A 24,086-nucleotide genomic window follows, 5' to 3' on the forward strand; every position below is an offset into this window, starting at 1 on the left:
CGCACTCGGCGCCCGGCCGGCTACGCCTCCCACCACCGGCGGGTCAGATAGGCACGCTCGACCTCGTTCCTCGACAGCTCGAAGGCCCGGGCCCAGGCCAGGCGCGCGTCCTCGCTCCGGCCGAGGAGTTCCAGCGTGACCGCACGGGCCTCGTGGAACGGGTGGTGCTCCCGCAGTCCCGGATCCGGGGACAATGCGTCGAGTGCCACCAGACCCGCGTGGGGCCCGTCCCTGCGCCCCACAGCGACCGCTCTGGCCACCCGCACGGCCGGCCCGGGGGAGAGCCTCAGCAGGACGTCGTAGAGCAGCACGATCTGGGCCCAGTCGGTCGAGTCGACGTCCTCGGCCTCGGCGTGGAGTGCGGCGATCGCCGCCTGGACGCTGTACCGGCCCGGACCTCCCGCGGCAGCGGTCCGTGCCAGGGCGAGCCCCTCCTCGACGAGGAGCCGGTCCCATCTGCTGCGATCCTGGTCCGAGAGGGGGACCGGCATCCCGTCGCGGTCCATCCGCGCCGGCGTCCGCGCCTCGGTGAGCAGCATCAACGCGAGCAGGCCCGCCACCTCGCTCTGGCCCGCCATCAGGCGGTGGACGATGCGTCCGAGGCGGATCGCCTCCGAGGTGAGTTCGGTGCGCACATGATCCGCTCCCGCCGTCGCCGCGTAGCCCTCCGTGTAGATCAGGTAGATCACCGCGAGAACCGCCGGTAGGCGCCGGGGGAGGTCAGCGGCCTCCGGTACGCGGACCGGGATCCGGGTCACCCGCATGCGTTTCTTCGCCCGTACCAGGCGCTGCTGCATCGTGGGGACCGGGACGAGGAAGGCCTGGGCGATCTCGACCGTGGTCAGTCCGGCCAGGCACCGCAGGGTCAACGCGATCTGTTCCTCGATTCCGAGGGTCGGATGGCAGCAGGCGAAGAACAACTCGAGCCGCTCGTCGGGGATCTCGTCCGGATCCACGGGTGACACGCTCGGCGGCGGCGGGGGCCGCCTCTCCTGCTCCACCCGCAACCTCGCCAGCCGCTCCGTCAAGGCCTTCTCCCGCCTGAGCCGGTCGATCGCCTTGCGGGTCGCGGTGGTCATCAGCCAGGCCAGCGGGGTGTGGGGGACGCCGGTTCTCGGCCACGTCTCCAGGGCTGCGGTGAGAGCGTCCTGCGCGGCGTCCTCGGCGAGCTCGAGGTCTCCGAACCGGGACACCAGCGCCGCCAGCAGCCGGGACCGCTCCTCACGCCTGATCCCGGCCAGCGCGTCGGACGCCGCGGACCCCGGGGAGGTCACGGGTGGGCCCCCGCTCCTCCTCCCCGGGGCACACGGACGTGCATCTAGAACTCCGCGATGGCGCGGACCTCGACCCGCCCGCCGTGGACCCCGGGACACCGGGCCGCCCACGACAGTGCCTCGTCGATATCGGGGACGTCGATGATGATGGTCCCGCCGACGAACTCCCGGCTCTCGGCGAACGGCCCCGCCGTCACGACGGGTTCGGTCGCGCCCGGCGGGAGCGAGACGATGACCCCCGTGTCCGGATCCTCCAGGGCGAACCCACCGGCGAGCACCCCGGCCTTCTCCAGCTCTGCATCGAAGGCCATGAATTCCTCGACGCCGGGTCCCTCGTCCGCACCGGTGGCCGAATCCTCGCCGCAGCGGGCGGCATCTAGGTCTGCGAAGAGCAGTAGTACGTACTTCATGTCGATCTCCTGACCGATCGTGGTGGAAGTCGGCCGCGAGAGCGCCGACACCATGATGACGAACGGGCGCCGGGAGATCGACAGGACCGCGAAAAGAAATCTCCGCGCTCTGGCGGATTCCGCTCCCGGAGCGTCCGCGCAGGGGATGTCCTCGGGCTCAGTACCGCTCGTCCGGAACCCGGCGCCCCCGGGAGCGCATCGCGAAGAGGAGACCGATCACGAAGAGCACCACACCGGCCACCATGAGGATCACCGCGAGGGTGTTCGAGTCGATTCCGGGAATAGTGACCTCGACCGCGTACATGAGTATCGCGCCGATCACCACAAGGACCACTCCGCCGCCGATGTAACCCATGGCTGTTCTCCTTCGTCGTGACCGCGCGCCTGTCGGCGGTCGTGGGCTCACCCTACGAGAACCGGGCGCGGAGTTCAGGCGTGCGGGGAGAGGAGCTTTCGCGCCGGCTCCTCGATGAACCGGTAGCTGGCCGCGCCCACGGCGATCGACCCGGCCACGGTCACGGGCCAGATCACGCCCATCCGCCGGGTCCACAGCGAGGTGCGGGTGAGCGGAAACGCGTAGTGCAGCACGATCAGGTGCCAGAGGAAGATGCCGTACGACCAGCGACCGATCGCCTGCAGGGGTGCCGATTCCAGGACGCGGAAGCGCGTCCCCGCCGGGGCGAGGATCACCGGTCCGAGGAAGAAGAACGCCATCGCGGCGGTGAGTCCGTTGCGCGCGGCGTACTCACGGCCGCTCGGATGGCGGAAGCCCTCGGAGAACCAGCGGGTCGACGTGGTGGCGAGCAGCGCCCCGGCGCCGGCCGTCCACCAACCCCACCTCGCGTAGGGTGCCCGGCTCAGTCGGGCGAGCAGTCCCGGGCGGGCGGTGGCCAGCTCGGCCAGCAGCATCCCGGAGCCGAACCAGGCGGAGAACGACGGCGGCAGGATCTGGTCGTTGACGCCCCTGGGCAGGAGTCGCAGCCGCTGCCAGGGGATCAGCGGGAACAGCAGGCCGGAGAGCCCGAAGGCGCCGACGACGGGCAGCCGCAATCGGGCCCGGTCGCCGCGCAGGTTCTTCATCCCGGTCCACAGCGCCGGGAGCGCCAGGTAGTAGGCCATCTCGACCGCGAGTGACCAGGCGTGGGTCAGCCCGGAGACGAGGAACTTCCTCTGGTAGATCTGCGTCAGGGTGAGGTTGCGCAGCCAGACCACGGGGCCGTTGACCCTGTTCTGGGGCAGGAGCACCATCGCGATGGCGACGAGCACCGTGTAGGCGGGCATGATCCGCACGAACCGGGCCCGCAGGTACGGGATCACCGCCCGGGCCGTTCCCGGCCGGTCGCGGCGGGCGTGGTCGGAGTGTGCGCGCCACAGGAGAAAGCCGGTCTTGGCGAAGAACACCGCGACCAGCATGTCCAACCGGCCGTAGAGGCGGCGCACCGGCGTCCCGTAAGACATCCGGGTCACGAACGCGACGTGGGTGGTGATGATGCCGATCGCCGCGAGGCCGCGAAGACCCTCGAGTGCGGGGAGGTGACCGCGCGCACCGGCGAGCCGCGTCTGCTGCTCGCCGGTCGCCTCGGCTGCGGAGGTCTCGAAAGCGGCGGTGTCGGGAGCGGCGGTGGCGGGAGCCGCGGTGGCGGGAGCGGCGGTGTCGGGCGCGTCGACCGGGGCCGGAGCCGCCGCCGTCGGCCGGACGGGGTGCGCGAGGCGTCGCGCGGCGAATCCGGCCGCGACAGCTCCACCAGCGAGGGCGACGGCGGCGACAGGCCTCATGGACTCTCCTGGGGTTACTTCACGTGAGACGACGGTCCGTCGTCCGGCGACGGCGGTGCCGCCGTCAGGGCATCCGGACGAGATTAGCACCGGTTCCACCCGGCGACCCCAGGGGTGGTCGACCGCTCTCAGGTGGTGGCCGTGACACAGGATCGCACTGGTGGAGGTCATCTCAGCGTAGGCCCGCGATCGAGACGGTGACCTCCTCGAGCACCGCACCCGCACCACCCGGAACGGAGAGATCCACCACGAGCTCGGCGTTCGCCGGCCGCCCGCGGTGGCCACGGCGGTCCTCGACCGTCATCCCCCGGGTGTGCTCTCCCGCGCACTCGACACGCAGATGGACGGGTTCGGTCACGGCCGCCTCGGGGTGCAGCGCCAGCCAGGCCACCAGGGGATCATGCACCTGCGCCAGATAGCCCTCGCCCACGGACTCGTGGAACTCGAAGTAGAAGCGCAGCGCGTCGACCAGATGTCTGGCCAGCGGGGTCCCGGAGGCCTCCAGGAGCCGCTCGGAGTGCTCCGGGGTCCACACCGCGCGCTCGGTCAGATCGAGTCCGCACCACCTCACGGGCGGCACCGCCGGGTCCGCGGACCGGGCCGCCTCCCACGACTGGCACACCCGGTCGGCGGCCTCGGGGTCCACGTCGACGTTCCACTCGCTCACCGGCGTGGTGTTACCCGGGTGTCCGCGGAAGGACCCGCCCATCACCACCAGCCGACGCAGCAACCGCGGGAGCGCGGGCTCGAGCTCCAGCGCGTGGGCGAGAGTGGACGAGGGACCGGTCACGATCCCCACCAGATCACCCGGAGCAGCGCGAGCCGCGTCCACCCAGAGTCGGGCCCCGGTCCGCGGATCCGGAACCCTCGTCGTCGTCGGCAGCCCCGCGTGTCCCGCACCGCGGGGGCCGTGGGTCTCGGGCGTGAACGCGTGGGGCACGACCGTCGCACCGGCGGCCCCGGCCGCCACGGGGACCGGGGGAGCGCCCGCCAGGTCCAGCCAGACCAGGGCGTTACGGACCGTGTCCTCGATGCCGACGTTCCCGGCCGTGCACACGAGCCCGGCCAGGTCGATCGACCCGGCTCGGTGCTCGGCGACCAGATAGGCGATCGCCAGGGCGTCGTCGATCCCCGGGTCGCAGTCGAGAAGGACCGGGATCCGGCCGCTCCGCTCGGAGTCAACCCCGGTGCGTGAGGAGCTCACCGGGAGCCGGCGGACAGCAGGACGTCGCGGGTGACCTCCAGGTGACCGAGGTGGGTGGCGACGTCGTGAAGGATGTGCGCCAGCACCCACTCCACGGTCAGGGTGCCGGCAGCACGGGCCCGTTCCACCGGGAACGCCGTACCCGCGGGGTGAGCGAGGTCGCCCCGTCGCAGAGCCGCCGTGGTCCAGTCCGGGACCCGGTCGGCCAGTGCGGACAGCCTGTCGAGTTCGGGCTCGACCGGCCCGTCGTACGCGAACTCCGATTCCCGGTGTCGGCGGACCTCCTCGCCCCCGAGGCACGCCGCTCCCCATGAGGTGAGGACCCCGCAGAGATGACGGACCGTCGCGGCTGCGGAGTTGGTCGGATGCGCCGAACCCACCGCCGTGGGCCGCGAATGGACCAGGGTGCCCGGGCCGTCCCCGCCGAGTTCGGTCACCACTGCGCGCAGCGCGGGCAGGAGCTCGGTGGTCAGAATGAGGTGCACGGCCGCCGAGGTGGGTGAGTCCATGCCGACGATCCTATTGTCCGGTCCGCCTATCGTCCGGGCCGCCCGGTGTCCGGACCACTCACCACGGGCTGGGGCGGAAGTCCTTGAGAAAACACCCGTAGAGGTCCTCGCCGGCCTCGCCGCGCACGATCGGGTCGACCACGCGCGCCGCCCCGTCCACCAGGTCGAGAGGCGCGTGGAAGCCCTCCTCGTGCAGCCGGACCTTGGTCGTGTGCGGCCGCTCATCGGTGATCCACCCGGTGTCCACGGCGGTCATGAGGATGCCGTGCTCGGTGAACATCTCCTCGGCGGAGGTGCGGGTGAGCATGTTCAGGCCGGCCTTGGCCATGTTGGTGTGCGGGTGGCCGGCACCCTTGTAGCGACGGGAGAACTGCCCCTCCATGGCGGAGACGTTGACGACGTACTTGCGGCGGGCGCCCGACGCCGCCAGTGCGGGCCGCAGGCGCGAGACCAGGATGAACGGCGCGACCGAGTTGCACAGCTGCACCTCGAGCATCTCCATGGGCTCCACCTGCTCGACCGTCGCCACCCAGCTGTTGTGGTCGACCACGTCCGGCAGCAGCCCGCCGGCGTCGATTGCGGTGCCGGCGGCGACCCGGTCCAGGGACGCCGACCCTGCCAGGAGCGCCTGCTCGGCGATGTGTCCGGCCTCGCGTTCGGCCTCATCGGTGCCGATGAGCGCGGATTCGCCGCCCATCAACGCGGCCGGGTGCAGCTCCGAGGTGCAGCCCATCGTGATCATGGGGATGTCGTTGGCCCGTCCGGTGAGGGGCGCGGACTCGCCGTCCACGAGTCCGGAGTACGACCCGGGGGAGCGGCGCACCGTCTGGGCGGCGTTGTTGATGAGGATATCCAGCGGACCGGCGGCGGCGACCTCGTCGGCCAGCGCCACGACCTGGGCGGGATCGCGCAGGTCCACACCGATCACGTGGACCCTGTCGGCCCAGTCCGCGTGGTCGGGCATCGAGGCGAACCGTCGGACGGCGTCGCGGGGGAACCGGGTCGTGATGGTCACGTGAGCCCCCGCCCGCAGCAGCATGAGAGCGATGTACATGCCGATCTTCGCGCGCCCCCCGGTGAGCAGGGCCCGCCGTCCGGTCAGGTCCATGTCCGGGTCCCGCCTCGCGCGGTTGGCCGCCGCGCACTCCGGGCACAGTTGGTGGTAGAAGGCGTCGACCTGCGTGTAGAGCTGCTTGCAGACGTAACAGGCCACCGCGCGCTGCAGGTGCCCGGCCACGGCTCCCGGAGTGTTCGAGACCAGGCGGATCCCCGCCGTCTCGTCATCGATCCGGGTGGGCGAACCGGTCGCGGTGGCCTCGATGACCGCCTTGTCCGCCTCCTGCCGGGCGCGCCGGACCTCGTTGCGGCGAGACTTCTTGAGCAGCTTGAACATGTGGCCGACCGAGCGCTGTACACGGATGGAATCGGGGTGGTCCTCCCCGAGCGCCGCAGCCTGGTCGAGGACGCGCTGGAAGGTCTCGAGGTCGTCCGGATCGATGCCTGTCACCAGGACACGGTACGACGACGAGGCCGCCGGTCCCTAAACCGCTCGCGCCCGCAGGGTGGGCGCGCGACCTGCCCTGAGCCCGGCGAGCACCTCCTCCACGGCTCGCGGCTCCCGGTCGTGCCCCGCGTCAACGGGGAGTCGGGTGAACCCGTGGCGGCGGGCGTAGGCATCGCAGACCAGCTGGGCGTGGGCCTCCACCGGGAACATCCACGGGACTCGGTCCAGTGGAGCCCGGTCGTGGGAAGCCCGGTCGAGGACCGCGCGCCAGTCGTAGGCCCGGCGCCCCATCAGCGCCTGCTCGACGAGCGCGACGACCACGTACCGGGGTCCGACGACCCGGCCCTGCCAGACGTGGACCAGTTCGTGCACAAGCGTCGGTGTGGCCCTGAGTTGCTGGTCGCCCCCGCCGCCCGCGCGCACGATCCCGGCGTCGACGCCCAGATAGATCAGGCCCGGAAGGGCGAACGCCCGCGGGTGGGGCACTCCGGGCACGTGGCCCCGACGGATCGTCACCTCCGACGGGTCGATGGTGTGGCCGAAGAACGCGCGAAGGTCGTCGCGGACCCCGGAGGGCAGGTCGAGCGGCGGGGGAGCCAGCCCGAGGGCGTCGAGTCGCCGGTCCACGGCGCGAGCGGCGGCGCCGATCAGCGACCCCAGCGTGTCCGTCGCCCGTCCGGCGGCCGCTCCCAGCATTCGACGGACCGGGGTCGGCGGTGTGCGGGCCATCGGGAGACCTCCCGGGAAAACAAGTGGGCCCCGGATCCTCACGGATCCGGGGCCACTTCTACTGTCTCGACACAGTGTGCGCGAGGGGGGACTTGAACCCCCACGTCCGTTAATAGGACACTAGCACCTCAAGCTAGCGCGTCTGCCATTCCGCCACTCGCGCTCGCACACTGGTGACCTGCACCGGTTCGTACCCGGCTTGGTCGTGCGAGGAATGACACTAGCCGATGCGCGAACCGGGGGCCAAATCGGACCCCACTCCCACCCGACGCCGTCCGGTCATCGCTGGTAGACAAGGACGTGACCGGCCGGGGACTCCTCCCCGCACCGTCCGACCCAGGAGGATGACGATGACCGACTTCCGTGTGCCGAACCCCTACGACGCCCTTCCGGATCTCCCCGCTCTCGAGGTGACGAGCGAGTCCTTCGACGAGTGGGCCAGCCTCTCGCCCGCGCAGCTCGGCGGGAAGATGGGCGTGGAGGGAGGCGAGGACAAGTCGCCTCAGGTGAGCTGGAGCGCCGGACCGGAGGGTACCCGGACCTACGTGGTCACCGTGTTCGATCCCGACGCGCCGACGGCCTCGGGGTTCTGGCACTGGTCGGTGGCGAACATCCCGGCCGACGTGACCTCGCTGCCGGAGGGGGCGTGCACGGGGGAGGACACCTCGGGGCTCCCCGAGGGGGCCGTGGTGGTCCGCAACGACGCGGGGTTCAAGGGGTTCGTGGGCGCGGCCCCGCCGGAGGGCCACGGTCCGCACCGCTACATCCTCGCCGTCCACGCCGTCGGTGACCGGATCGACCTGGGGGAGGACGCCTCCTGCGCCTTCGTCGGGTTCAACCTCTTCGGCCAGGGCCTGGCCCGCGGTACCACCACGGCGGTCTTCGAGCAGTAGGGTCAGTCGACCGCGGAGCCGACGGCCTCCGCCAGCGAGGTGAACCCACCCTGGCGGAGCCGTCGCGCGACCACCTTGTTGGTTCCCCGGATCAGCCCGGGGCCGGTGAAGACGAAGCCCGTGTAGGTCTGGACGAGGTGGGCGCCGTGGGTGATGCGTTCCCACACATCCTCCGGCGTCTCGACACCGCCCACCGAGATGAGGACGAGCCGGTCACCGGCCCGCCGGTGGATCCGGGCGAGCACCTCGCGGGACCGGGCCGCGACGGGCGCCCCCGAGATCCCTCCCGCCCCCATCGCCTCCACGAGGTCAGCCGGTGTCCTGAGCCCGTCGCGGGAGACGGTGGTGTTGGTGGCGACGATGCCCGCGAGCCCGAGCTCCACGACGAGGTCGGTGACCGCGTCGATGTCGTCGTCGTCCAGGTCGGGCGCGATCTTGACCAACACGGGGATCGTCGCCACGTCACGGACCGCGGTGAGGATGGGGCGAAGCGAGTCGACCGCCTGGAGATCCCTGAGGCCGGGGGTGTTGGGGGAGCTGACGTTGACCACCATGTAGTCGGCCAGCCCGGTGAGCATGCTGGCGGACGCCACGTAGTCCCGGACCGCATCCTCCGCGGGCACCACCTTGGTCTTTCCGATGTTGATCCCCACGGGGTCGCTGCTGCGGCGCCTGCGCAAATTGTTGGCCGCGTTGCCCGCGCCATGGTTGTTGAACCCCATCCGGTTGAGGATCGCCCGGTCCTCGGGCAGCCGGAACAGACGGGGCGCCGGGTTCCCGGGCTGGGGTGACGCGGTGACCGTGCCCACCTCGCTGAACCCGAACCCGATCGCCCCCCACGAGTCGACGGCCGCGGCGTTCTTGTCGAAGCCGGCGGCGAGCCCGAGCGGCCCGGGGAACCGGCGCCCCAGGACATCCTGGGCCAGGACCGGATCCCGGACGCCGAGGACCCGGCGCACGAGCGAGCCCAGCGGCGGAACCAGGGTCAACAGCTTGAGAAAGCCGAAGACCAGGTGGTGGATCCGTTCCGCGGGAAAGCGGAACAGCACACTCTTCATCAGCGAGTACACGGTCCTCCTCGATGGGACGTGGGTGGTCCTTCGATCAGCTCGACGGCTCCGGGAGCTCCGGCCGCACCAGGTGCAGTCCCGCACCGTCGGCGGATCCGACGACCACCGTCCCGGACTCGGTGACCACCAGGGAATCGGGTTGGCGCACCGTCGCGATCTCAGCCCGCCGTACTCCTGTCCCGTCGCCGAGATCGTACGCCTGGATGGTGTTGGTCCCGGTGGAGGTGACCCAGACGACGTCCCGGGTGGGGTCCCCGGCCACCGCCCAGGGTGCGGCCGCGACCGGGAACTGCTGATGGAGCCGGATCGGCGAGGTCGAGTAGACCAGCAGTGTGTCCCCCACGGTGTCGCTGGCGACGATGGTGACGTCCCCGTATTCGCCGAGCATCCCGGCTCCTCTGCCGGCGCGCAAGAGCGGCCCGGCCCCGGACTCGTCCAGATCGATGCTCGCGATGACGGTGTCCGGTCGGCTGAACGCCGTGACCGAACCGTCCCGGGCCACGCTGATCCGATCGACCGACGTCAGGCCCCGGACGCGATGCTGCTCGGCCCCGTCGGAGTCACGGACCACCACCTCGCCACCCGGGGCGCCCGTGAGGAGGCGACCGTCGGTGGTCACGGCCGCCGCGGTGACGGGTCCGAGCCCCGCGATCTCGCGCGAGTCACCGTCCGGTGAGACGACGACGACGCCGTCGCCGTAGGGCACAAGGACCGTCCCGTCGAGCGCGGCGGTGGCGGTCCCCGCGTCCGCGGGCAGCTCGACGGTCGCCTCCGGGATCCACCGGGTGCCCTCCACCCGGGCGATCTCCAGGGCCGGTGGTCCGTCGACCTGTGCCAGCACCCGGTCGCCCACGGCGACCAGTGCGGACACGGAACCCGGCGCCGGGACGACCTCGCCACCCTCGGGGTCGGCGGTCGACGGCGCGGAGGCCGGGCTGGCGTTGCCCTGTTCGATCCCGGTGTAGTCCTCCAGTTGGCCGGTGGTCGACGCGCAACCGGCGAGCCCGACGACGAGGCAGAGGACGGCGGCGGCGACCGCGGTGCGGCGGTGGGCACGAAGGGGCACGGTGTTCCTTTCGACGTGACCACAGTGTCCCTCACGCGGGTCCTCAGCCTCCGTCCAGGTCCGGGCGACTACCCTCACGGCGGTGCGGGGACCACCCGCTCCCGTGCCCACGGTCCCCGACAGAAAGCAGCGCCCGTGAACCCGACGGTCCTGGCCGCCCCCGCCGCGGACGGCATGTCCTGGCTCCAGGTGGTCGTGCTCTCCGTGATCCAGGGGATCACGGAGTTCCTGCCCGTCTCCTCCTCCGGGCACCTGCGGATCTTCTCCACCTGGATGTTCGGGTCGGACGCGGGCGCCTCGTTCACGGCGGTGGTCCAGCTCGGCACGGAGGCGGCCGTTCTGGTGTTCTTCTTCAAGGACATCGTGCGGATCGTCGTCGCCTGGTTCCGGGGCGTGTTCGACGCCGGACACCGCGACGACCCCGACTACCGCCTCGGGTGGTACGTCATCATCGGGTCGATCCCCATCGCGGTCATCGGGTTCCTCGGCAAGGACCTCATCCGGGACGCGGCCCGCAATCTCTGGATCACGGCGATCGTCCTCATCGCGTTCTCGTTCGTGTTCCTGATCGCGGAGAAGGTCGGAAGGCAGGACCGACCGGTCGACGGCCAGTCCCTCGAGGGTCTGAGGTTCAAGGACGCCGTGGTCATGGGCCTGGCCCAGTGCCTGGCCCTCATCCCCGGCGTCAGCCGGTCGGGCGGCACCATCTCCGCGGGCCTGTTCCTCAATATGTCCCGCGAAGCCGCCGCACGGTTCTCCTTCCTGTTGGCCATCCCGGCGGTGCTGGCCTCAGGACTGTTCAGCCTCCCCGACGCGTTCGAGCCGTCCGTGGGGCAGTCCGCGACCGGGATCCAGCTGGTCGTGGGATCGGTGATCGCGTTCGTGCTGGGATACATCGCCATCGCCTGGCTCCTGCGCTTCGTCCAGAAGCACTCCCTGGCCTGGTTCGCCGGCTACCGCATCATCCTCGGTCTGGTCGTGATCGTCCTGCTGTCCACCGGCACGATCCCCGCGACCTGACCGCACCACGGATGCGGCGCGGCGTCGGTAACCTGCGGTCATGACCGTCATCCTCCTGCGCCACGGCCGCTCCACCGCCAACACCGCGCTCACACTGGCCGGCCGGACCTCCGGGGTCGCGCTCGACGAGACGGGCCGCGCGCAGGCACAGGATCTCTGCCGACGCCTGGCGGGCCTGCCCGTCGAGGCCGTCATCCGGTCGCCGCTCATGCGCTGCAGGGAGACGGTCGAGCCGTTGGCCGCCGCGTTCGGGGTCGAGCCGGTCGTGGACGAGGGCCTGGTCGAGGTCGACTACGGGTCGTGGACCGGACGGACCCTGAGCGAGCTCGCGTCGGAGCACATGTGGTCGGTGGTGCAGCAGCACCCGTCCTCTGCCGTCTTCCCGGAGGGCGAATCCCTCGCGGAGATGGCCACGCGCGCCGTCTCGGCCGTCCGGGCACACGACCGACGCCTGGCGGAGGATGCGGGCCGCGACGTCCTCTGGGTGGCGTGCAGCCACGGGGACGTGATCAAGTCGGTGATCGCCGACGCGTACGGAATGCACCTCGACCACTTCCAGCGCATCGTGGTCGAACCGGGATCGGTGTCGGTGGTCCGCTACACCCCTCACCGACCGTTCGTCCTCCGGGTCAACGACACCGGCGGGGACCTGGCGAGTCTCCGGGGGGAACCCGCCGGACACGTGGGCCGGGCCACCGCGGGCGACGCCAGCTCGGACGCGGTGCCCGGCGGGAACGTACCCTTGTGAACCGCACCTCCGCCCAGGACCGCCCGGCACCACCCGTCAGTACACTTCACAGCACAGCACCGAGGAGACGACCGGCATGAGCAGGGAAGTCCACGAGTTCCGCGACCCGGCGAGGTTCGTGGTGGGCACGATCGGCCAGCCCGGCGAGCGCGTGTTCTTCGTCCAGGCCACGGGCGGCGGCCGGACCGTCTCCGTCCGGTGCGAGAAGCAGCAGGCCCAGATCCTCTCCGAGCGGATGGGTGACCTCCTCGACGAGATCGCCGCGAAATCCGACGTCCCCGTCCCGCCGGCCGCGGGTGTCGTGGACGATCTCGCGCCACTGGAGATGCCCGTCGACGCGGAGTTCCAGGTGGGGACCATGGGTCTGGGCTGGGACGGGGAGAAGAGCCAGATCGTCGTGGAGTTGCTCGCGGCGGACCCCTCCGCCACCGACGAGTCGGTCGTCCTCTCGGATGCCGAGGACGCCCCGGACGCACTCCGCGTCTTCCTCAGCCCGCAACGCGCACGGCAGTTCGTCCTGCGCAGCGAGAAGGTGGTCTCCGCCGGCCGTGCCCCGTGCCCGCTGTGCGGCGAACCGATCGACACGACGGGACACCTGTGCATCCGCCTCAACGGGTACCTCCCTCGTTCCGGTGAGGCACTCGCCGACCTCGTCGATCCGTGAACGCCCGCCCGCCGGGCCCCGAACTCACCGTTCTGCACCGGATCCCCTCGGGCAGCAACGCGGTCTACCGCTGCGTGGACACACTGGGGGAACACTGGGTCTACAAGCCCTCGGCAGGAGAGCGGCCGCTCTCGGATTTCCCCGACGGCAGCCTGGCGGCCCGGGAGGTCGCGGCATATACGGTGTCCGTCGCGCTGGGGTGGGACCTGGTGCCGGAGACGGTGGGGGCGCACGGCCCGGGCGGCCCGGGGATGGCGCAACGGTGGGTCGACGAGATCGACCGGACCGAGATCCCCGGCCACGACCCGGTCGACGTCCATCCCGTCGACGCGCTGCCTGCCGGCCGCGTGGCGGTTCTGCGCGGACAGGGTTCGGGGGGACAGGACGTGGTGGTGGCGCACGCCCTCGACGACCGACTCCGCCGCATCGCGCTGTTCGATCTCGTCATCAACAACGCCGACCGCAAGGGCGGTCACGTCCTGGTCGACACCTCCGGTCAGATCTGGGCGATCGACCACGGCTTGTCCTTCCACACCGAGCACAAACTGCGCACCGTCCTGTGGGGGTGGGCGGGTCAGCCCCTGCCACCGGAGGATCTCGAGGCCCTCGAGACGGTGCGCGACGGCCTGGCCGCGGACGGCCCCCTGGCGTGCGTTCTGAGAGACCTGCTCGCGCCCGCCGAGGTCGGCGCGCTGGGGGAGCGGGTCGCGGCGCTGGTGGAGGGAGAGGTGTTCCCCGCGCCGGGGCCGGGGTACCCGTTACCCTGGCCGCTCTTCTGAGATCCCGCGGTATCTAGACTCGGCCGCATGCACTCGTGGCCCCCGCCCGTCGTCCCCGCCGTACCCGGTGACGGCGCCCCGCTGAAACTGTTCGACACCGCGAGTGGCGAGATCCGCGAGGTGTCCGCCGGGCCCGTCGCGGGCATGTACGTGTGCGGCATCACCCCCTACGACACCACTCACCTCGGTCACGCCGCGACGTACCTGACCTTCGACCTGGTGTACCGGCTCCTCCTGGACGCCGGGCACGAGGTCCACTATGTCCAGAACACCACGGACGTCGACGACCCGCTGTTCGAGCGCGCCGAGCGCGACGGCGTGGACTGGAGAGAACTCGGCGATCGCGAGACCGACCTCTTCCGCGCCGACATGCAGGCGCTCCGTGTGCTCCCCCCACGCGACTACGTGGCCGCCACGGAGACCGTCGACGAGGTCGTGGAGATGGTCGCCGAACTCGTCGACGGCGGCCACGCCTACACGATCGACCCGGGGGTCGACGGCTACCCCGACGTCTACTACCGACACCGGTCCACCCCGGAGTTCGGGTACGAGTCGGGGTATGACGCCGCGCGGATGGCCGACGCCTTCGCCGAGCGCGGCGGGGACCCGGACCGGCCCGGGAAGGAGCACCCACTGGACGCGCTGCTGTGGCGGGTGGCACGGCCCGGGGAGCCGTCCTGGCCCTCACCCTGGGGAGCGGGCAGGCCGGGTTGGCACATCGAGTGTTCGGCCATCGCACGCAACAGACTGGGAATGGAGTTCGACATCCAGGGTGGGGGCAGCGATCTCGCGTTCCCACACCACGAGTTCTCCGCCGCCCACGCGGAGGCCGCGACCGGCCGCTCCCCGTTCGCGCGCTTCTACGTGCACGCGGCGATGATCGGCCTCGACGGGGTCAAGATGAGCAAGTCACTGGGCAATCTCGTGCGGGTCAAGACTCTGCGCGAGCACGGGGTGGACCCGGCGGTGATCCGGCTCGCGCTGGCCGCCGGGCACTACCGGACGGACCGGTCATGGTCGGAGGAACTGCTCGCGGAGGCCCGCTCCCGGTGCGAGAGGTGGGTCCGTGCGATCGCGCGGGAAGCGGGCGCCGACTCCGCAGCGACCATCGCCGCGGTGCGCGACCGTCTCGCGGACGACCTCGACACCCCTGGTGCCCTGGCCGCGGTCGACGACTGGGCGGAGGCGACCCTGGCCGGCGACGAGTCGGACCCGTCCGCCGGACCCTCCGTCGCGATCGCCCTCGACGCCCTGCTCGGGCTCGCCCCCGGCACCTGACGGCCCGCCTCTGCGCCCCTCTGCCCGGCCATCACACCTGGCCGGTGTCGGGCTCGTCCCGGTCCCCTCTCAGAAAGCGCTCGAACTCGGCGGCGATCGAGTCGCCGTCGACCAGCGGCATCGTCTCACCGTCGGCGGCCCGCCCACGGTCGGGCTCGGGATCCACCCCCGCACCGACCCCGTTCTCCTCGTCCATCCGGTCCTCGAGGGACTGGATGTAGTCGCGCAGGTCCTCGTCCTCGCCGGCCGCGGCGTCGACCTTCGCCACCCACGTGCGGGACTGCACCCGCAACGCGTCCATCGGGACGGCCACCCCGAGATTCCCCGCCAGCCAGGACAGGACGGCCTCGGTGCCGCGCGGGTTGGGTGGGGCGGCCACGTAGTGGGGGACACCCGCCCACAGGCTCACCGTCGGGACACCGGCCTCGGTGAGGAGCTGCTGGAGGACACCGGTCATCCCGGTGGGCCCCTCGTAGTCGGACGCCCGCACCCCCATGTCGGCGATCCGCTGGCGGTTGAACGCCGTCCCGGTGAGGGGCACGGGGCGGGTGTGGGGGACATCGGCCAGGTAGGCACCCAAGAGCACCACCTCGGTGACGGCCAGCGTGTCGACGAGGTCCACGAACTCGGAGGCGAACCGGCGCCACTTCAGGCCGGGTTCGGGGCCGCGGACCAGCACGACGTCGTGATCGACCCCGTCCGGTCGGCACACGGACACCAGGATCTGCGGCCACTCGACCGACCTCGACACCCCTTTCGAGTGCCGGACGGTCGGTCGCTGGTCGAGGTAGTCGAAGAACTCGTCGCCACCGATCTCCGCGATCTGTCGCGCCTCCCAGGTCAGGGCGAGGTGTTCGACTGTCCCGGTGGCCACGTCGGCAGCGTCGTTCCAGCCCTCGAAGGCCACGATCATGACGGGGCTCTCGAGATCGAGAGGCCCGTCGGGGGTCCATTCGACAGTCATCAGTACAGCCTACGGACGGCGACTTCCGGGGCACCCATACACTGGGGCCATGTCTGCCGATTTCGATTCGCCCCTGTTGGACGCCGCCCGTCGGCGAGTGCTGATCAGCGACGGGGCGATGGGCACGATGCTGCAGGCCGTGGACCTCGACGTCGATGTGGACTTCCTCGGGCTGGAGGGGTGCAACGAGATCCTCAACGCCACCCGGCCTGACGTCGTGGCGGACATCCACCGCGCGTTCTTCGAGGCCGGCGCGGACCTGGTCGAGACGAACACCTTCGGGTGCAACCTGTCCAACCTCGGGGATTACGACATCGTCGACCGCATCGGCGAGTTGGCCGAGAAGGGTGCGGCGATCGCCCGGGGCGTCGCCGACGAGATGGGTCCGTCCGAGGACGGGACCCCGCGGATGGTGCTGGGTTCCCTCGGGCCCGGGACCAAGTTGCCCTCGCTCGGGCAGAGCACGTTCGAGGAGATGCGGGCCGCCTACACCCACGCGGCGGAGGGTCTGGCGCGGGGCGGGGCGGACGCGTTCCTGGTGGAGACCAGCCAGGACCTGCTCCAGGTCAAGGCGGCCGTGCTCGGGTGCCAGGACGGGATGGCGGCCGCGGGGCGCCGGCTGCCGATCATCACGCACGTCACCATCGAGACCACCGGGACCATGCTTCTGGGGTCCGACATCGGCGCCGCGCTGACCGCTCTCGAGCCGCTCGGGATCGACATGATCGGCCTCAACTGCGCCACCGGGCCCGCCGAGATGATCGAGCACCTGCGCTACCTCACCCAGCACGCCGGTGTCCCCGTCTCGGTGATGCCCAACGCCGGCCTCCCCGAACTGGGTGAGCACGGCGCCGTCTACCCGCTCGGCGCCGACGCGTTTGGCCCCCAGGTGGCCGACTTCGTCTCCGAGTTCGGACTGTCGATGGTCGGTGGCTGCTGCGGCACCACCCCCGAGCACATCACCCGACTCCGCGAGGAGGTGCTCTCGCGGTCGAAGGCCCAGCGGCGTGTCGAGCCGGTCAACGCCGTCGCCTCCCTCTACACCTCGACCCCCCTGCGGGCCGACGCCGGCATCCTCATGATCGGCGAGCGCACCAACGCCAACGGGTCCAAGCGGTTCCGCGAGGCGATGCTCGCGGCCGACTGGGACACCTGCATGGACATCGCCAAGGAGCAGATGCGCGACGGGGCGCAGATGATCGACCTCTGCGTCGACTACGTCGGCAGGGACGGGTCGGGGGACATGGCCGAGCTGGCCGGGCGCCTGGCGACCTCTTCGACGCTGCCGATCATGCTCGACTCGACCGAGCCCGACGTCATCCGGACCGGCCTGGAGCACCTCGGCGGACGGTGCACGGTCAACTCGGTCAACTACGAGGACGGGGCCGGCCCGGACTCACGCTTCCAGAAGATCATGGAGTTGGTCTCGCGCCACGGCGCCGCGGTGGTCGGCTTGGCCATCGACGAGGAGGGCCAGGCACGCACCGCCGACCGGAAAGTGGCGATCGCGGAGCGGATCATCGCCGACCTCATGGAGAACTGGGGGATCGCGGAGGACGACATCATCATCGACTGCCTCACCTTCCCCATCTCCACGGGACAGGAGGAGGTCAGGCGGGACGGCATCGAGACCATCGAGGCGATCCGCAGGCTCACCGAGTCGCATCCGGACATCCACACCACCCTGGGCCTGTCCAACATCTCGTTCGGCCTCAACCCCGCTGCCCGGCAGGTGCTCAACTCCGTGTTCCTGCACGAGTGCATCCAGGTGGGACTGGACACCGCCATCGCGCACAGCTCCAAGATCCTGCCCATGAGCAAGATCGACGAACGCCAGCGTGAGGTCGCGCTCGACCTCGTCTACGACCGCCGCAAGGAGGGGTACGACCCGCTCCAGGTGTTCATGGAGCTGTTCGACGGCGTGTCGACCGCGAGCACCAAGGACGCCAGGGCGGCCGAGCTCGCCGCGATGCCGCTCATGGACCGCTTGTCGGCGCGGATCGTCGACGGCGAGCGCAAGGGCCTCGAAGCCGATCTGGACGCGGCGATGGGGGAGATCCCCCCGCTCGAGATCATCAACACCCACCTGCTCAGTGGCATGAAGACGGTCGGCGAGCTGTTCGGTTCGGGCCAGATGCAGCTGCCGTTCGTCCTGCAGTCCGCCGAGACCATGAAGACCGCGGTCGCCCATCTGGAACCCCACATGGAGGCCAGCGACGAGGACGGCAAGGGCCGCATCGTCCTGGCGACGGTCAAGGGCGATGTCCACGACATCGGCAAGAACCTCGTGGACATCATCCTGTCCAACAACGGGTACGACGTGGTCAACATCGGCATCAAGCAGCCGATCGCCGACATCATCTCGGCCGCCCGGGAGCACAAGGCCGACGTGATCGGCATGTCCGGTCTCCTGGTCAAGTCGACCGTGGTGATGAAGGACAACCTGGCCGAACTCAACTCGGAGGGCATCGCCGGCGACTTCCCCGTTCTCCTGGGTGGTGCGGCCCTCACGCGTGCCTACGTCGAGGTGGACCTCGCCGGGATGTACGAGGGCGAGGTGTTCTACGCCCGGGACGCGTTCGAGGGCCTGCGCCTCATGGACGAGGTGATGACGGCCAAGCGGACCGGCGTCCCCATGGCCGAGTCCTCGGACGCGTCGGCCAAGGCCGCGGAGCGGCGGGAGCGCCGCGCACGCAGCGAGCGGATCGCCGCCAAGAGGGCCGCCGAGGCCGAGCCCGTGGTGGTCCCGGAGCGTTCGGACGTCGCGGCGGACCAGCCCATCGCCACCCCGCCCTTCTGGGGTACCCGGATCGCCAAGGGGATCCCGGTGGCCGACTACGTCGGGCACCTCGACGAGCGCGCCCTGTTCTTCGGACAGTGGGGACTCCGCGGCACCCGCAGCGGGGACGGTCCCGACTACGACGAGTTGGTCGCCACCGAGGGGCGACCACGCATGCGGTCATGGATCGACCGGCTCACCACCGAGCGGATCCTGGCCCACTCCGCCGTGGTGTACGGGTACTTCCCGGCCTACTCGGAGGGCGAGGACATCTGCGTGCTCGCCGAGCCCCGCCCGGACGCCGAGGTGCTGCACCGGATCTCCTTCCCCCGCCAACAGCGGGGCCGGTTCCTCAGCATCCCGGACTTCCTGGCCTCCAAGGAGCGCTGTGAGGCCGAGGGGACCGTCGACGTGCTGCCCTTCCAGCTCGTCACCATGGGCACCCCGATCGCGGACTTCGCCAACGAGCTGTTCGCGGCCGACAACTACCGCGACTACCTCGAGGTCCACGGCCTGTCGGTCCAGCTCACCGAGGCGCTGGCCGAGTTCTGGCACCGGCGGGTGCGCGACGAACTGCGCCTGCCCGAGGGTGCCGTCTCTGATGAGGACCCCGACACCATCCACGACTACTTCGACCTCAAGTACCGGGGAGCCCGCTACAGCTTCGGCTACGGCGCGTGCCCGGACCTGGAGTCCCGCAAGGTCGTGGTGGACCTGCTCGAGCCGGAGCGCATCGGTGTCGAACTCTCGGAGGAGCTGCAGCTCCACCCCGAACAGTCGACGGACGCGTTCGTGCTCTATCACCCGGAGGCCAAGTACTTCAACGTGTGACCCGAGCACCCAGGGCAGCCTCTCCTGGCTGGTAGCGGCCGTCCTTCCGGGTGATGATAAGTGCATGGACACCGGCCGGGACGGGGCGCTGCGGACGTTCGCCGCCTCTCGACAGGGCGCCCTCGCCCTGTCCACCGTCCTGGCGATCACGGTCCATCTGCTCACCCGCGCGGTGGCCGATCCCGACGGCTCCGACACGACGGAGTGGGTGATCCGCGCTCCGCTGGTCGCCGTGGTGGTGATCGGTGGGGTCCCCCTCATCATCGGGGTCATCCGCTCGGCGGTGAAGAGTGCCGGGGGAGCGGACATGCTCGCCGCGGTGTCGATCGTCACCGCGGTCCTGCTCTCCGAGTGGCTGGTGGCCGCGATCATCGTCCTCATGCTGTCCGGGGGAGAGGCGCTCGAGGCCGCGGCGTCCCGGAGGGCATCGGCGACTCTCGACGCCCTCGCCCGACGCAGCCCGACGATCGCGCACCGCCTCCGCGGGGACACCGCGTCCGAGGGCATCGACGACCTCCATGCCGACGATGTGCTGGTCAATAACCTCCTGCTGGTCCTTCCCCACGAACTGTGCCCTGTCGACGGCGAGGTGGCGGAGGGCAGGGGAGCGATGGACGAGTCGTACCTCACCGGCGAGCCGTACGTCGTCCCCAAGGCACCCGGGGCGCAGGTGCTCTCCGGCGCCATCAACGGCGAGTCACCACTGACCGTCCGCGCCGAGCGGGTCGCGGCGGATTCCCGCTATGCGCAGATCGTCGGCGTGCTGCGGGAGGCGGAGGAGAACCGGCCCCCGATGCGTCGCCTCGCCGATCGCCTCGGCGCCTGGTACACGCTCATCGCGCTGGCGCTGGGCATCCTCGGCTGGGCGTTCTCCGGAGATCCGACCCGTTTCCTCGCGGTGGTCGTGGTCGCGACCCCGTGCCCGCTCCTCATCGGCGTCCCCGTCGCGATCATCGGTGCCATCTCGCTGGCCGCCAAGCGGGGCATCATCATCCGGAACCCGGCGATGCTCGAGGACGTCGGACGCGTCGAGGCGATGATGTTCGACAAGACCGGCACGCTGACCTATGGGCGTCCGGTCCTCACGGAAATCGTCGCGAGGTCCGGGATCGATCCCGACGAGGTGCTCGCGGCGGCGGCGGCGGTCGAGGCATACTCCCGCCATCCGCTCGCCAGAGCCGTCATCGACGCGGCGGCCGAACGGAACCTCGGGGTTCCGCCCACCGCCTCCGTCGCGGAGAAGCCCGGCGCCGGACTGGTCGGCGAGGTGGGTGGACGCGTGGTCCGACTGACCAACCGTCGCGGGCTCGCCGACGTCGATCCGGGTGCGTCCAGCCTGCTCCCGGGGTCCGAGACGGGGATGGAGGCGGTCGTCCTCGTCGACGACCGGTACGCCGCGGTCCTCCGGTTCCGTGACGAACCACGGGCAACCGCGGCTGACTTCATCGCGCATCTCCCGCGCGCACACGGAGTCACACGGATGATGATCATCTCCGGTGATCGTGAGGCCGAGGTCCGCCGGTTGGCCGACCGGGTGGGTATCACCGAGGTCTACGGCGGGGTCAGTCCCGAGGGGAAACTCGCGATCGTCCGCGAGCGCACGGCGGCGGGTCCCACCCTGTACCTCGGCGACGGGATCAACGACGCCCCCGCGATGACGGCCGCCTCCGCCGGGGTCGCCTTCGGCTCCACGTCCGACGTGACCGCCGAGGCCGCCGACGCCGTGGTGCTGGACTCGTCCCTGGAGCGACTCGACGAACTCCTCCATATCGGGGCGCGCATGCGTCGGATCGCCCTGCAGTCCGCGTTGGGTGGGATGGCCGCCTCCGTGATCGGGATGCTTCTCGCGGTCTTCGGCCTGCTCAGCCCTCTCGCCGGAGCGATCGCACAGGAGCTCATCGACGTCCTCGCAATCCTCAACTCGGCACGCGTGGTAATCGCGCCGCACAAGCTCAGCGACTTCGACGCGCCGCCGACCGAACCACCGGAGGCACGGTCCGCCCGGCGGCGGTGACGCGGCTAACGCCCTGCCCGCCCGCACCGATAGCCCGGTAGGTCCTGTGCCCCGGGGGGATCCGCCGAGAGCCGGAGTCGTCGAGGAGACAGTCATGATCACCATCCGTCGGTCAGTCGCGCTCACCTGCGCGGCGACCCTGCTCGCCGGGGGGGTGGCCGTGACCGGATCCCCTGTCGCGTCAGCGCAGGTATGGCGTGAGTCGCCCGCCTGGGATGTCCGCATGCCGTACCCGCTGGGCGGCGAGCACACCATTCGTTTCGGCACCTTCACCACCTGCAAGCTGGGTGGCGACGAGCGCTTCCACCAGGCTCTGAGCGCGAACGCCAGGGACCTCGACCAGCCCGTCGGCTCGTTCGACCTCTCGGCCACCCTGTTCCCGTTCAATTCCGCGACGGTGGAGTGGCACAACATCGATACCGATGCGAGGGGCGTGCACACGGTCCAGTCGACCGGACCCGAAGTCGGTGTCGGCGGCGTGTTCACCGGGCACGGGCGGCTGGCGGTCACCATCACCGCCAGCAAGTTCGCCTTACCGACCTTCGCCCCCGGGTCCGTCGCACCGCTCGCCTCCGCCACCCACACCGAGCGCTTCCTCGTCCCGGCGGGGACCTGCCGCTGAACGGCGCTCCGCGGGGTGGCCGACAGGACCGGTCACGGTACCCCCGGTCTCCCCATGTCGGGTAGACAGTAGGCCGTGACCAGCATCTCGTACGACCGTGTCCCCGCCGCCGTGTGTCTCGACATGGACGGCACGCTCGTCGACACCGAGCGACTGTGGGACATCGCCGTCTACGAACTCGCCGAGTACCTGGGCCGGCCCCTCGACGAGGAGACCCGCGAGCGGACCCTGGGAAACTCGCTCCCCGGATTCTTCGCGATCCTGGGTGAGTACACCGGGCGGACAATCGAGGGGGCAGAGTTCGATCGACTGGCCCGCAGGCTCAACTCGCGGGTCACCGAGCTCATGCGGTCCGACATGCGGTGGCGGCCGGGCGCAGAGGAGCTGCTGGACGACCTCGCCTCGACGAACGCTCCGGTCGCCCTGGTGACCAACACGACCGCGGATGTCGCCACGGTGCCTCTGGAGTTCATCGACCGTTCGCGATTCGATGTGGTGGTGACGGGGTGCATGGTGGCCGACCCCAAGCCGGCCCCCGACCCCTATCTGCTGGCCTGCTCTCGGCTCGGGGTCGAGGCGACGGCCGCCGTGGCCGTCGAGGACTCGGTGACCGGGGCCACCGCCGCGGTCGCCGCAGGGTGCCGGGTCCTCTATGTTCCGTCCACCGACGGACAGCCGGACGTGGCCGGGGCACACACCCACCCGAGCCTGGCCGGCGTGACCGCGTCCGGTCTCACCGCCCTCACCTCGGGAACGCCCGTGGGCGTGGCTGTGGGAGAATCGGGCGCGTGAAGACCTTCGACTCCCTGTTCGCCGAGCTGTCCGAGCGCATCGCCGCGCGTCCCGAGGACTCCGGCACCGTCGCCGCCTTCGACAAGGGCGTGCACCATCTGGGCAAGAAGGTCAACGAAGAGGCGGGCGAGGTGTGGATCGCCGCCGAGTACCAGTCGGACGAGGAACTGGCCGAGGAGATCTCGCAGCTCCTCTACTGGACCCAGGTCATGATGCTCAAGCGCGGACTCGGTCTCGAGGACGTCTACCGGCATCTCTAGCCGCCACCGCCGTCACCCCGCCCGCACCGAATCCTGGAGCCACCACCATGCTGCGTGTCGCAGTGCCCAACAAGGGCGCCCTGTCCGAGTCCGCCTCCGAGATGCTCTCCGAGGCGGGGTACCGCCGACGTACCGAGGGCAGCAAGGATCTCACGCTGATCGACCGTGAGAACGATGTCGAGTTCTTCTTCCTTCGACCCAAGGACATCGCCGTCTACGTGGGTTCCGGCCGCCTCGAGCTGGGCATCACCGGCAGGGACCTGAGCATGGACTCGATGGCGGAGGTGGACGAGCTCCTCGACCTGGGGTTCGGACACTCCACCTTCCGGTACGCCGGCCCGGCGGGCAGTGGGTGGACCACGGACCGCCTGGCAGGGGCCCGCATCGCGACGTCGTACCCCAACATCGTCCGACAGGACCTCGAGAGGCGGGGAATCGAGGCCGAGGTCATCCGGCTCGACGGCGCTGTGGAGATCTCCATCCAGCTCGGGGTGGCCGACTGCATCGCCGACGTGGTGGGCTCCGGTCGCACTCTCAAGGTGCACGGTCTGGAGGCGTTCGGGGACATCCTGTGCGACTCCATGGGGGTGCTGATCTCGCGTGCCGGCGAGGCGATCACTCCCGCGATGGCCCAGCTGAGGGCGCGTCTCCAGGGCGTGGTCTTCGCCCAGCAGTACATGATGCTGGACTACGACTGCCCCAGGGAACTCCTCGACTCGGTCTCCGCGATCACCCCCGGCATCGAGTCACCCACCGTCTCCCCGATGGCCGATCCGGCGTGGGTGGCGGTCCGGTCGATGGTCCCGCGCAAGAAGGTCAACTCGATCATGGACGAGCTCGTCGCCGCCGGCGCCAAGGCGGTCATCGCCACGGACATCCGGTCCTGCCGCATGGGGTGAG

The 24,086-nt window shown here is 70.7% G+C and carries 23 protein-coding genes and 1 tRNA gene; 12 read left to right on the plus strand and 12 right to left on the minus strand.

The features are described from left to right. Window positions 1-20 precede the first annotated feature (20 nt). The 9 genes from CEY15_RS01330 to CEY15_RS01370 form a co-directional block, all read right to left on the minus strand. Window positions 21-1,274, minus strand: a complete 1,254-nt coding sequence (locus CEY15_RS01330; protein ID WP_095716948.1) for an RNA polymerase sigma factor — start codon at window positions 1,272-1,274, stop codon at window positions 21-23. 44 nt (window positions 1,275-1,318) lie between these two features. Further along, complete coding sequence (locus CEY15_RS01335) at window positions 1,319-1,684, minus strand: YciI family protein (RefSeq protein ID WP_031264856.1); 366 nt, start codon at window positions 1,682-1,684, stop codon at window positions 1,319-1,321. Window positions 1,685-1,841: 157 nt separating this feature from the next. Continuing rightward, window positions 1,842-2,039 (minus strand): hypothetical protein, encoded by a 198-nt coding sequence (locus CEY15_RS01340; RefSeq protein ID WP_017836767.1) that lies wholly within the window; start codon window positions 2,037-2,039, stop codon window positions 1,842-1,844. 74 nt (window positions 2,040-2,113) lie between these two features. Beyond that, window positions 2,114-3,460: an acyltransferase family protein gene (locus tag CEY15_RS01345; protein WP_095716949.1), complete on the minus strand. Its 1,347-nt coding sequence runs from the start codon at window positions 3,458-3,460 to the stop codon at window positions 2,114-2,116. 172 nt (window positions 3,461-3,632) lie between these two features. After that, the gene (locus tag CEY15_RS01350; RefSeq protein WP_095716950.1) at window positions 3,633-4,664 is read right to left on the minus strand and encodes a nucleoside hydrolase; all 1,032 of its coding nucleotides are present in this window, start codon (window positions 4,662-4,664) and stop codon (window positions 3,633-3,635) included. Beyond that, window positions 4,661-5,173: a DUF664 domain-containing protein gene (locus tag CEY15_RS01355; protein ID WP_095716951.1), complete on the minus strand. Its 513-nt coding sequence runs from the start codon at window positions 5,171-5,173 to the stop codon at window positions 4,661-4,663. Before CEY15_RS01355 ends, CEY15_RS01350 begins: the two co-directional genes overlap by 4 nt. 58 nt (window positions 5,174-5,231) lie before the next feature. Further along, on the minus strand, window positions 5,232-6,680 hold the full coding sequence (locus tag CEY15_RS01360; protein WP_095716952.1) for an SDR family NAD(P)-dependent oxidoreductase: 1,449 nt from the start codon (window positions 6,678-6,680) through the stop codon (window positions 5,232-5,234). A gap of 33 nt (window positions 6,681-6,713) precedes the next feature. Next, window positions 6,714-7,406 carry a hypothetical protein gene (locus tag CEY15_RS01365; protein WP_095716953.1) on the minus strand — a complete coding sequence of 231 codons (693 nt, stop codon included), beginning with the start codon at window positions 7,404-7,406 and terminating at the stop codon, window positions 6,714-6,716. Window positions 7,407-7,483: 77 nt separating this feature from the next. Further along, window positions 7,484-7,569, minus strand: a tRNA-Leu gene (locus tag CEY15_RS01370). A 187-nt stretch (window positions 7,570-7,756) separates the two neighbouring features. Between CEY15_RS01370 and CEY15_RS01375 the strand changes: the two genes are divergently transcribed. Next, entirely contained in the window at window positions 7,757-8,299 is a 543-nt protein-coding gene (locus CEY15_RS01375) for a YbhB/YbcL family Raf kinase inhibitor-like protein (protein WP_017836761.1), read from the plus strand. A 2-nt stretch (window positions 8,300-8,301) separates the two neighbouring features. Here CEY15_RS01375 and CEY15_RS01380 read toward each other — a convergent pair whose 3' ends face one another. Together CEY15_RS01380 and CEY15_RS01385 are read right to left on the minus strand one after the other, a co-directional pair. Further along, a complete protein-coding gene (locus CEY15_RS01380) occupies window positions 8,302-9,369 on the minus strand; it encodes a quinone-dependent dihydroorotate dehydrogenase (protein ID WP_095716954.1) in 1,068 nt (355 codons plus the stop codon). Window positions 9,370-9,403: 34 nt separating this feature from the next. After that, on the minus strand, window positions 9,404-10,435 hold the full coding sequence (locus CEY15_RS01385) for a hypothetical protein (RefSeq protein WP_095716955.1): 1,032 nt from the start codon (window positions 10,433-10,435) through the stop codon (window positions 9,404-9,406). A gap of 174 nt (window positions 10,436-10,609) precedes the next feature. On the opposite strand from CEY15_RS01385, the gene CEY15_RS01390 reads away from it, so the two are divergent. The 5 genes from CEY15_RS01390 (at window position 10,610) to mshC (ending at window position 14,924) form a co-directional block, all read left to right on the plus strand. Next, window positions 10,610-11,455 carry an undecaprenyl-diphosphate phosphatase gene (locus CEY15_RS01390; protein WP_228549168.1) on the plus strand — a complete coding sequence of 282 codons (846 nt, stop codon included), beginning with the start codon at window positions 10,610-10,612 and terminating at the stop codon, window positions 11,453-11,455. A gap of 40 nt (window positions 11,456-11,495) precedes the next feature. Continuing rightward, window positions 11,496-12,203: a histidine phosphatase family protein gene (locus tag CEY15_RS01395; protein ID WP_017836757.1), complete on the plus strand. Its 708-nt coding sequence runs from the start codon at window positions 11,496-11,498 to the stop codon at window positions 12,201-12,203. Between the two features lie 76 nt (window positions 12,204-12,279). Continuing rightward, entirely contained in the window at window positions 12,280-12,867 is a 588-nt protein-coding gene (locus CEY15_RS01400) for a DUF3090 domain-containing protein (protein ID WP_017836756.1), read from the plus strand. Then, the gene (locus tag CEY15_RS01405) at window positions 12,864-13,646 is read left to right on the plus strand and encodes an SCO1664 family protein (RefSeq protein ID WP_017836755.1); all 783 of its coding nucleotides are present in this window, start codon (window positions 12,864-12,866) and stop codon (window positions 13,644-13,646) included. The genes CEY15_RS01400 and CEY15_RS01405 overlap by 4 nt, the downstream gene beginning before the upstream one ends. Before the next feature lie 27 nt (window positions 13,647-13,673). Continuing rightward, on the plus strand, window positions 13,674-14,924 hold the full coding sequence (mshC, locus tag CEY15_RS01410) for a cysteine--1-D-myo-inosityl 2-amino-2-deoxy-alpha-D-glucopyranoside ligase (protein WP_095716957.1): 1,251 nt from the start codon (window positions 13,674-13,676) through the stop codon (window positions 14,922-14,924). A gap of 31 nt (window positions 14,925-14,955) precedes the next feature. Here the strand turns inward: mshC and CEY15_RS01415 are convergent, their stop codons facing one another. Continuing rightward, entirely contained in the window at window positions 14,956-15,888 is a 933-nt protein-coding gene (locus CEY15_RS01415; RefSeq protein WP_095716958.1) for a PAC2 family protein, read from the minus strand. A 49-nt stretch (window positions 15,889-15,937) separates the two neighbouring features. Here CEY15_RS01415 and metH point away from each other — a divergent pair, with 49 nt between their 5' ends. The 6 genes from metH to hisG all read left to right on the plus strand — a co-directional run bounded on the left by metH (window position 15,938) and on the right by hisG (window position 24,085). Next, on the plus strand, window positions 15,938-19,498 hold the full coding sequence (metH, locus tag CEY15_RS01420; RefSeq protein ID WP_095716959.1) for a methionine synthase: 3,561 nt from the start codon (window positions 15,938-15,940) through the stop codon (window positions 19,496-19,498). Between the two features lie 64 nt (window positions 19,499-19,562). Beyond that, window positions 19,563-21,512: a heavy metal translocating P-type ATPase gene (locus tag CEY15_RS01425; RefSeq protein WP_095716960.1), complete on the plus strand. Its 1,950-nt coding sequence runs from the start codon at window positions 19,563-19,565 to the stop codon at window positions 21,510-21,512. A 94-nt stretch (window positions 21,513-21,606) separates the two neighbouring features. After that, a complete protein-coding gene (locus CEY15_RS01430; protein WP_095716961.1) occupies window positions 21,607-22,134 on the plus strand; it encodes a hypothetical protein in 528 nt (175 codons plus the stop codon). A gap of 75 nt (window positions 22,135-22,209) precedes the next feature. After that, window positions 22,210-22,926: an HAD family hydrolase gene (locus tag CEY15_RS01435; protein WP_095716962.1), complete on the plus strand. Its 717-nt coding sequence runs from the start codon at window positions 22,210-22,212 to the stop codon at window positions 22,924-22,926. Then, complete coding sequence (locus CEY15_RS01440; RefSeq protein ID WP_017836748.1) at window positions 22,923-23,186, plus strand: phosphoribosyl-ATP diphosphatase; 264 nt, start codon at window positions 22,923-22,925, stop codon at window positions 23,184-23,186. Before CEY15_RS01435 ends, CEY15_RS01440 begins: the two co-directional genes overlap by 4 nt. 47 nt (window positions 23,187-23,233) lie before the next feature. Continuing rightward, on the plus strand, window positions 23,234-24,085 hold the full coding sequence (gene hisG, locus CEY15_RS01445) for an ATP phosphoribosyltransferase (RefSeq protein WP_017836747.1): 852 nt from the start codon (window positions 23,234-23,236) through the stop codon (window positions 24,083-24,085). Window position 24,086 lies beyond the last annotated feature (1 nt).

Origin of the sequence: Dietzia natronolimnaea (genome assembly GCF_002289575.1) — a bacterium.
GTDB lineage: Bacteria > Actinomycetota > Actinomycetes > Mycobacteriales > Mycobacteriaceae > Dietzia > Dietzia natronolimnaea_A.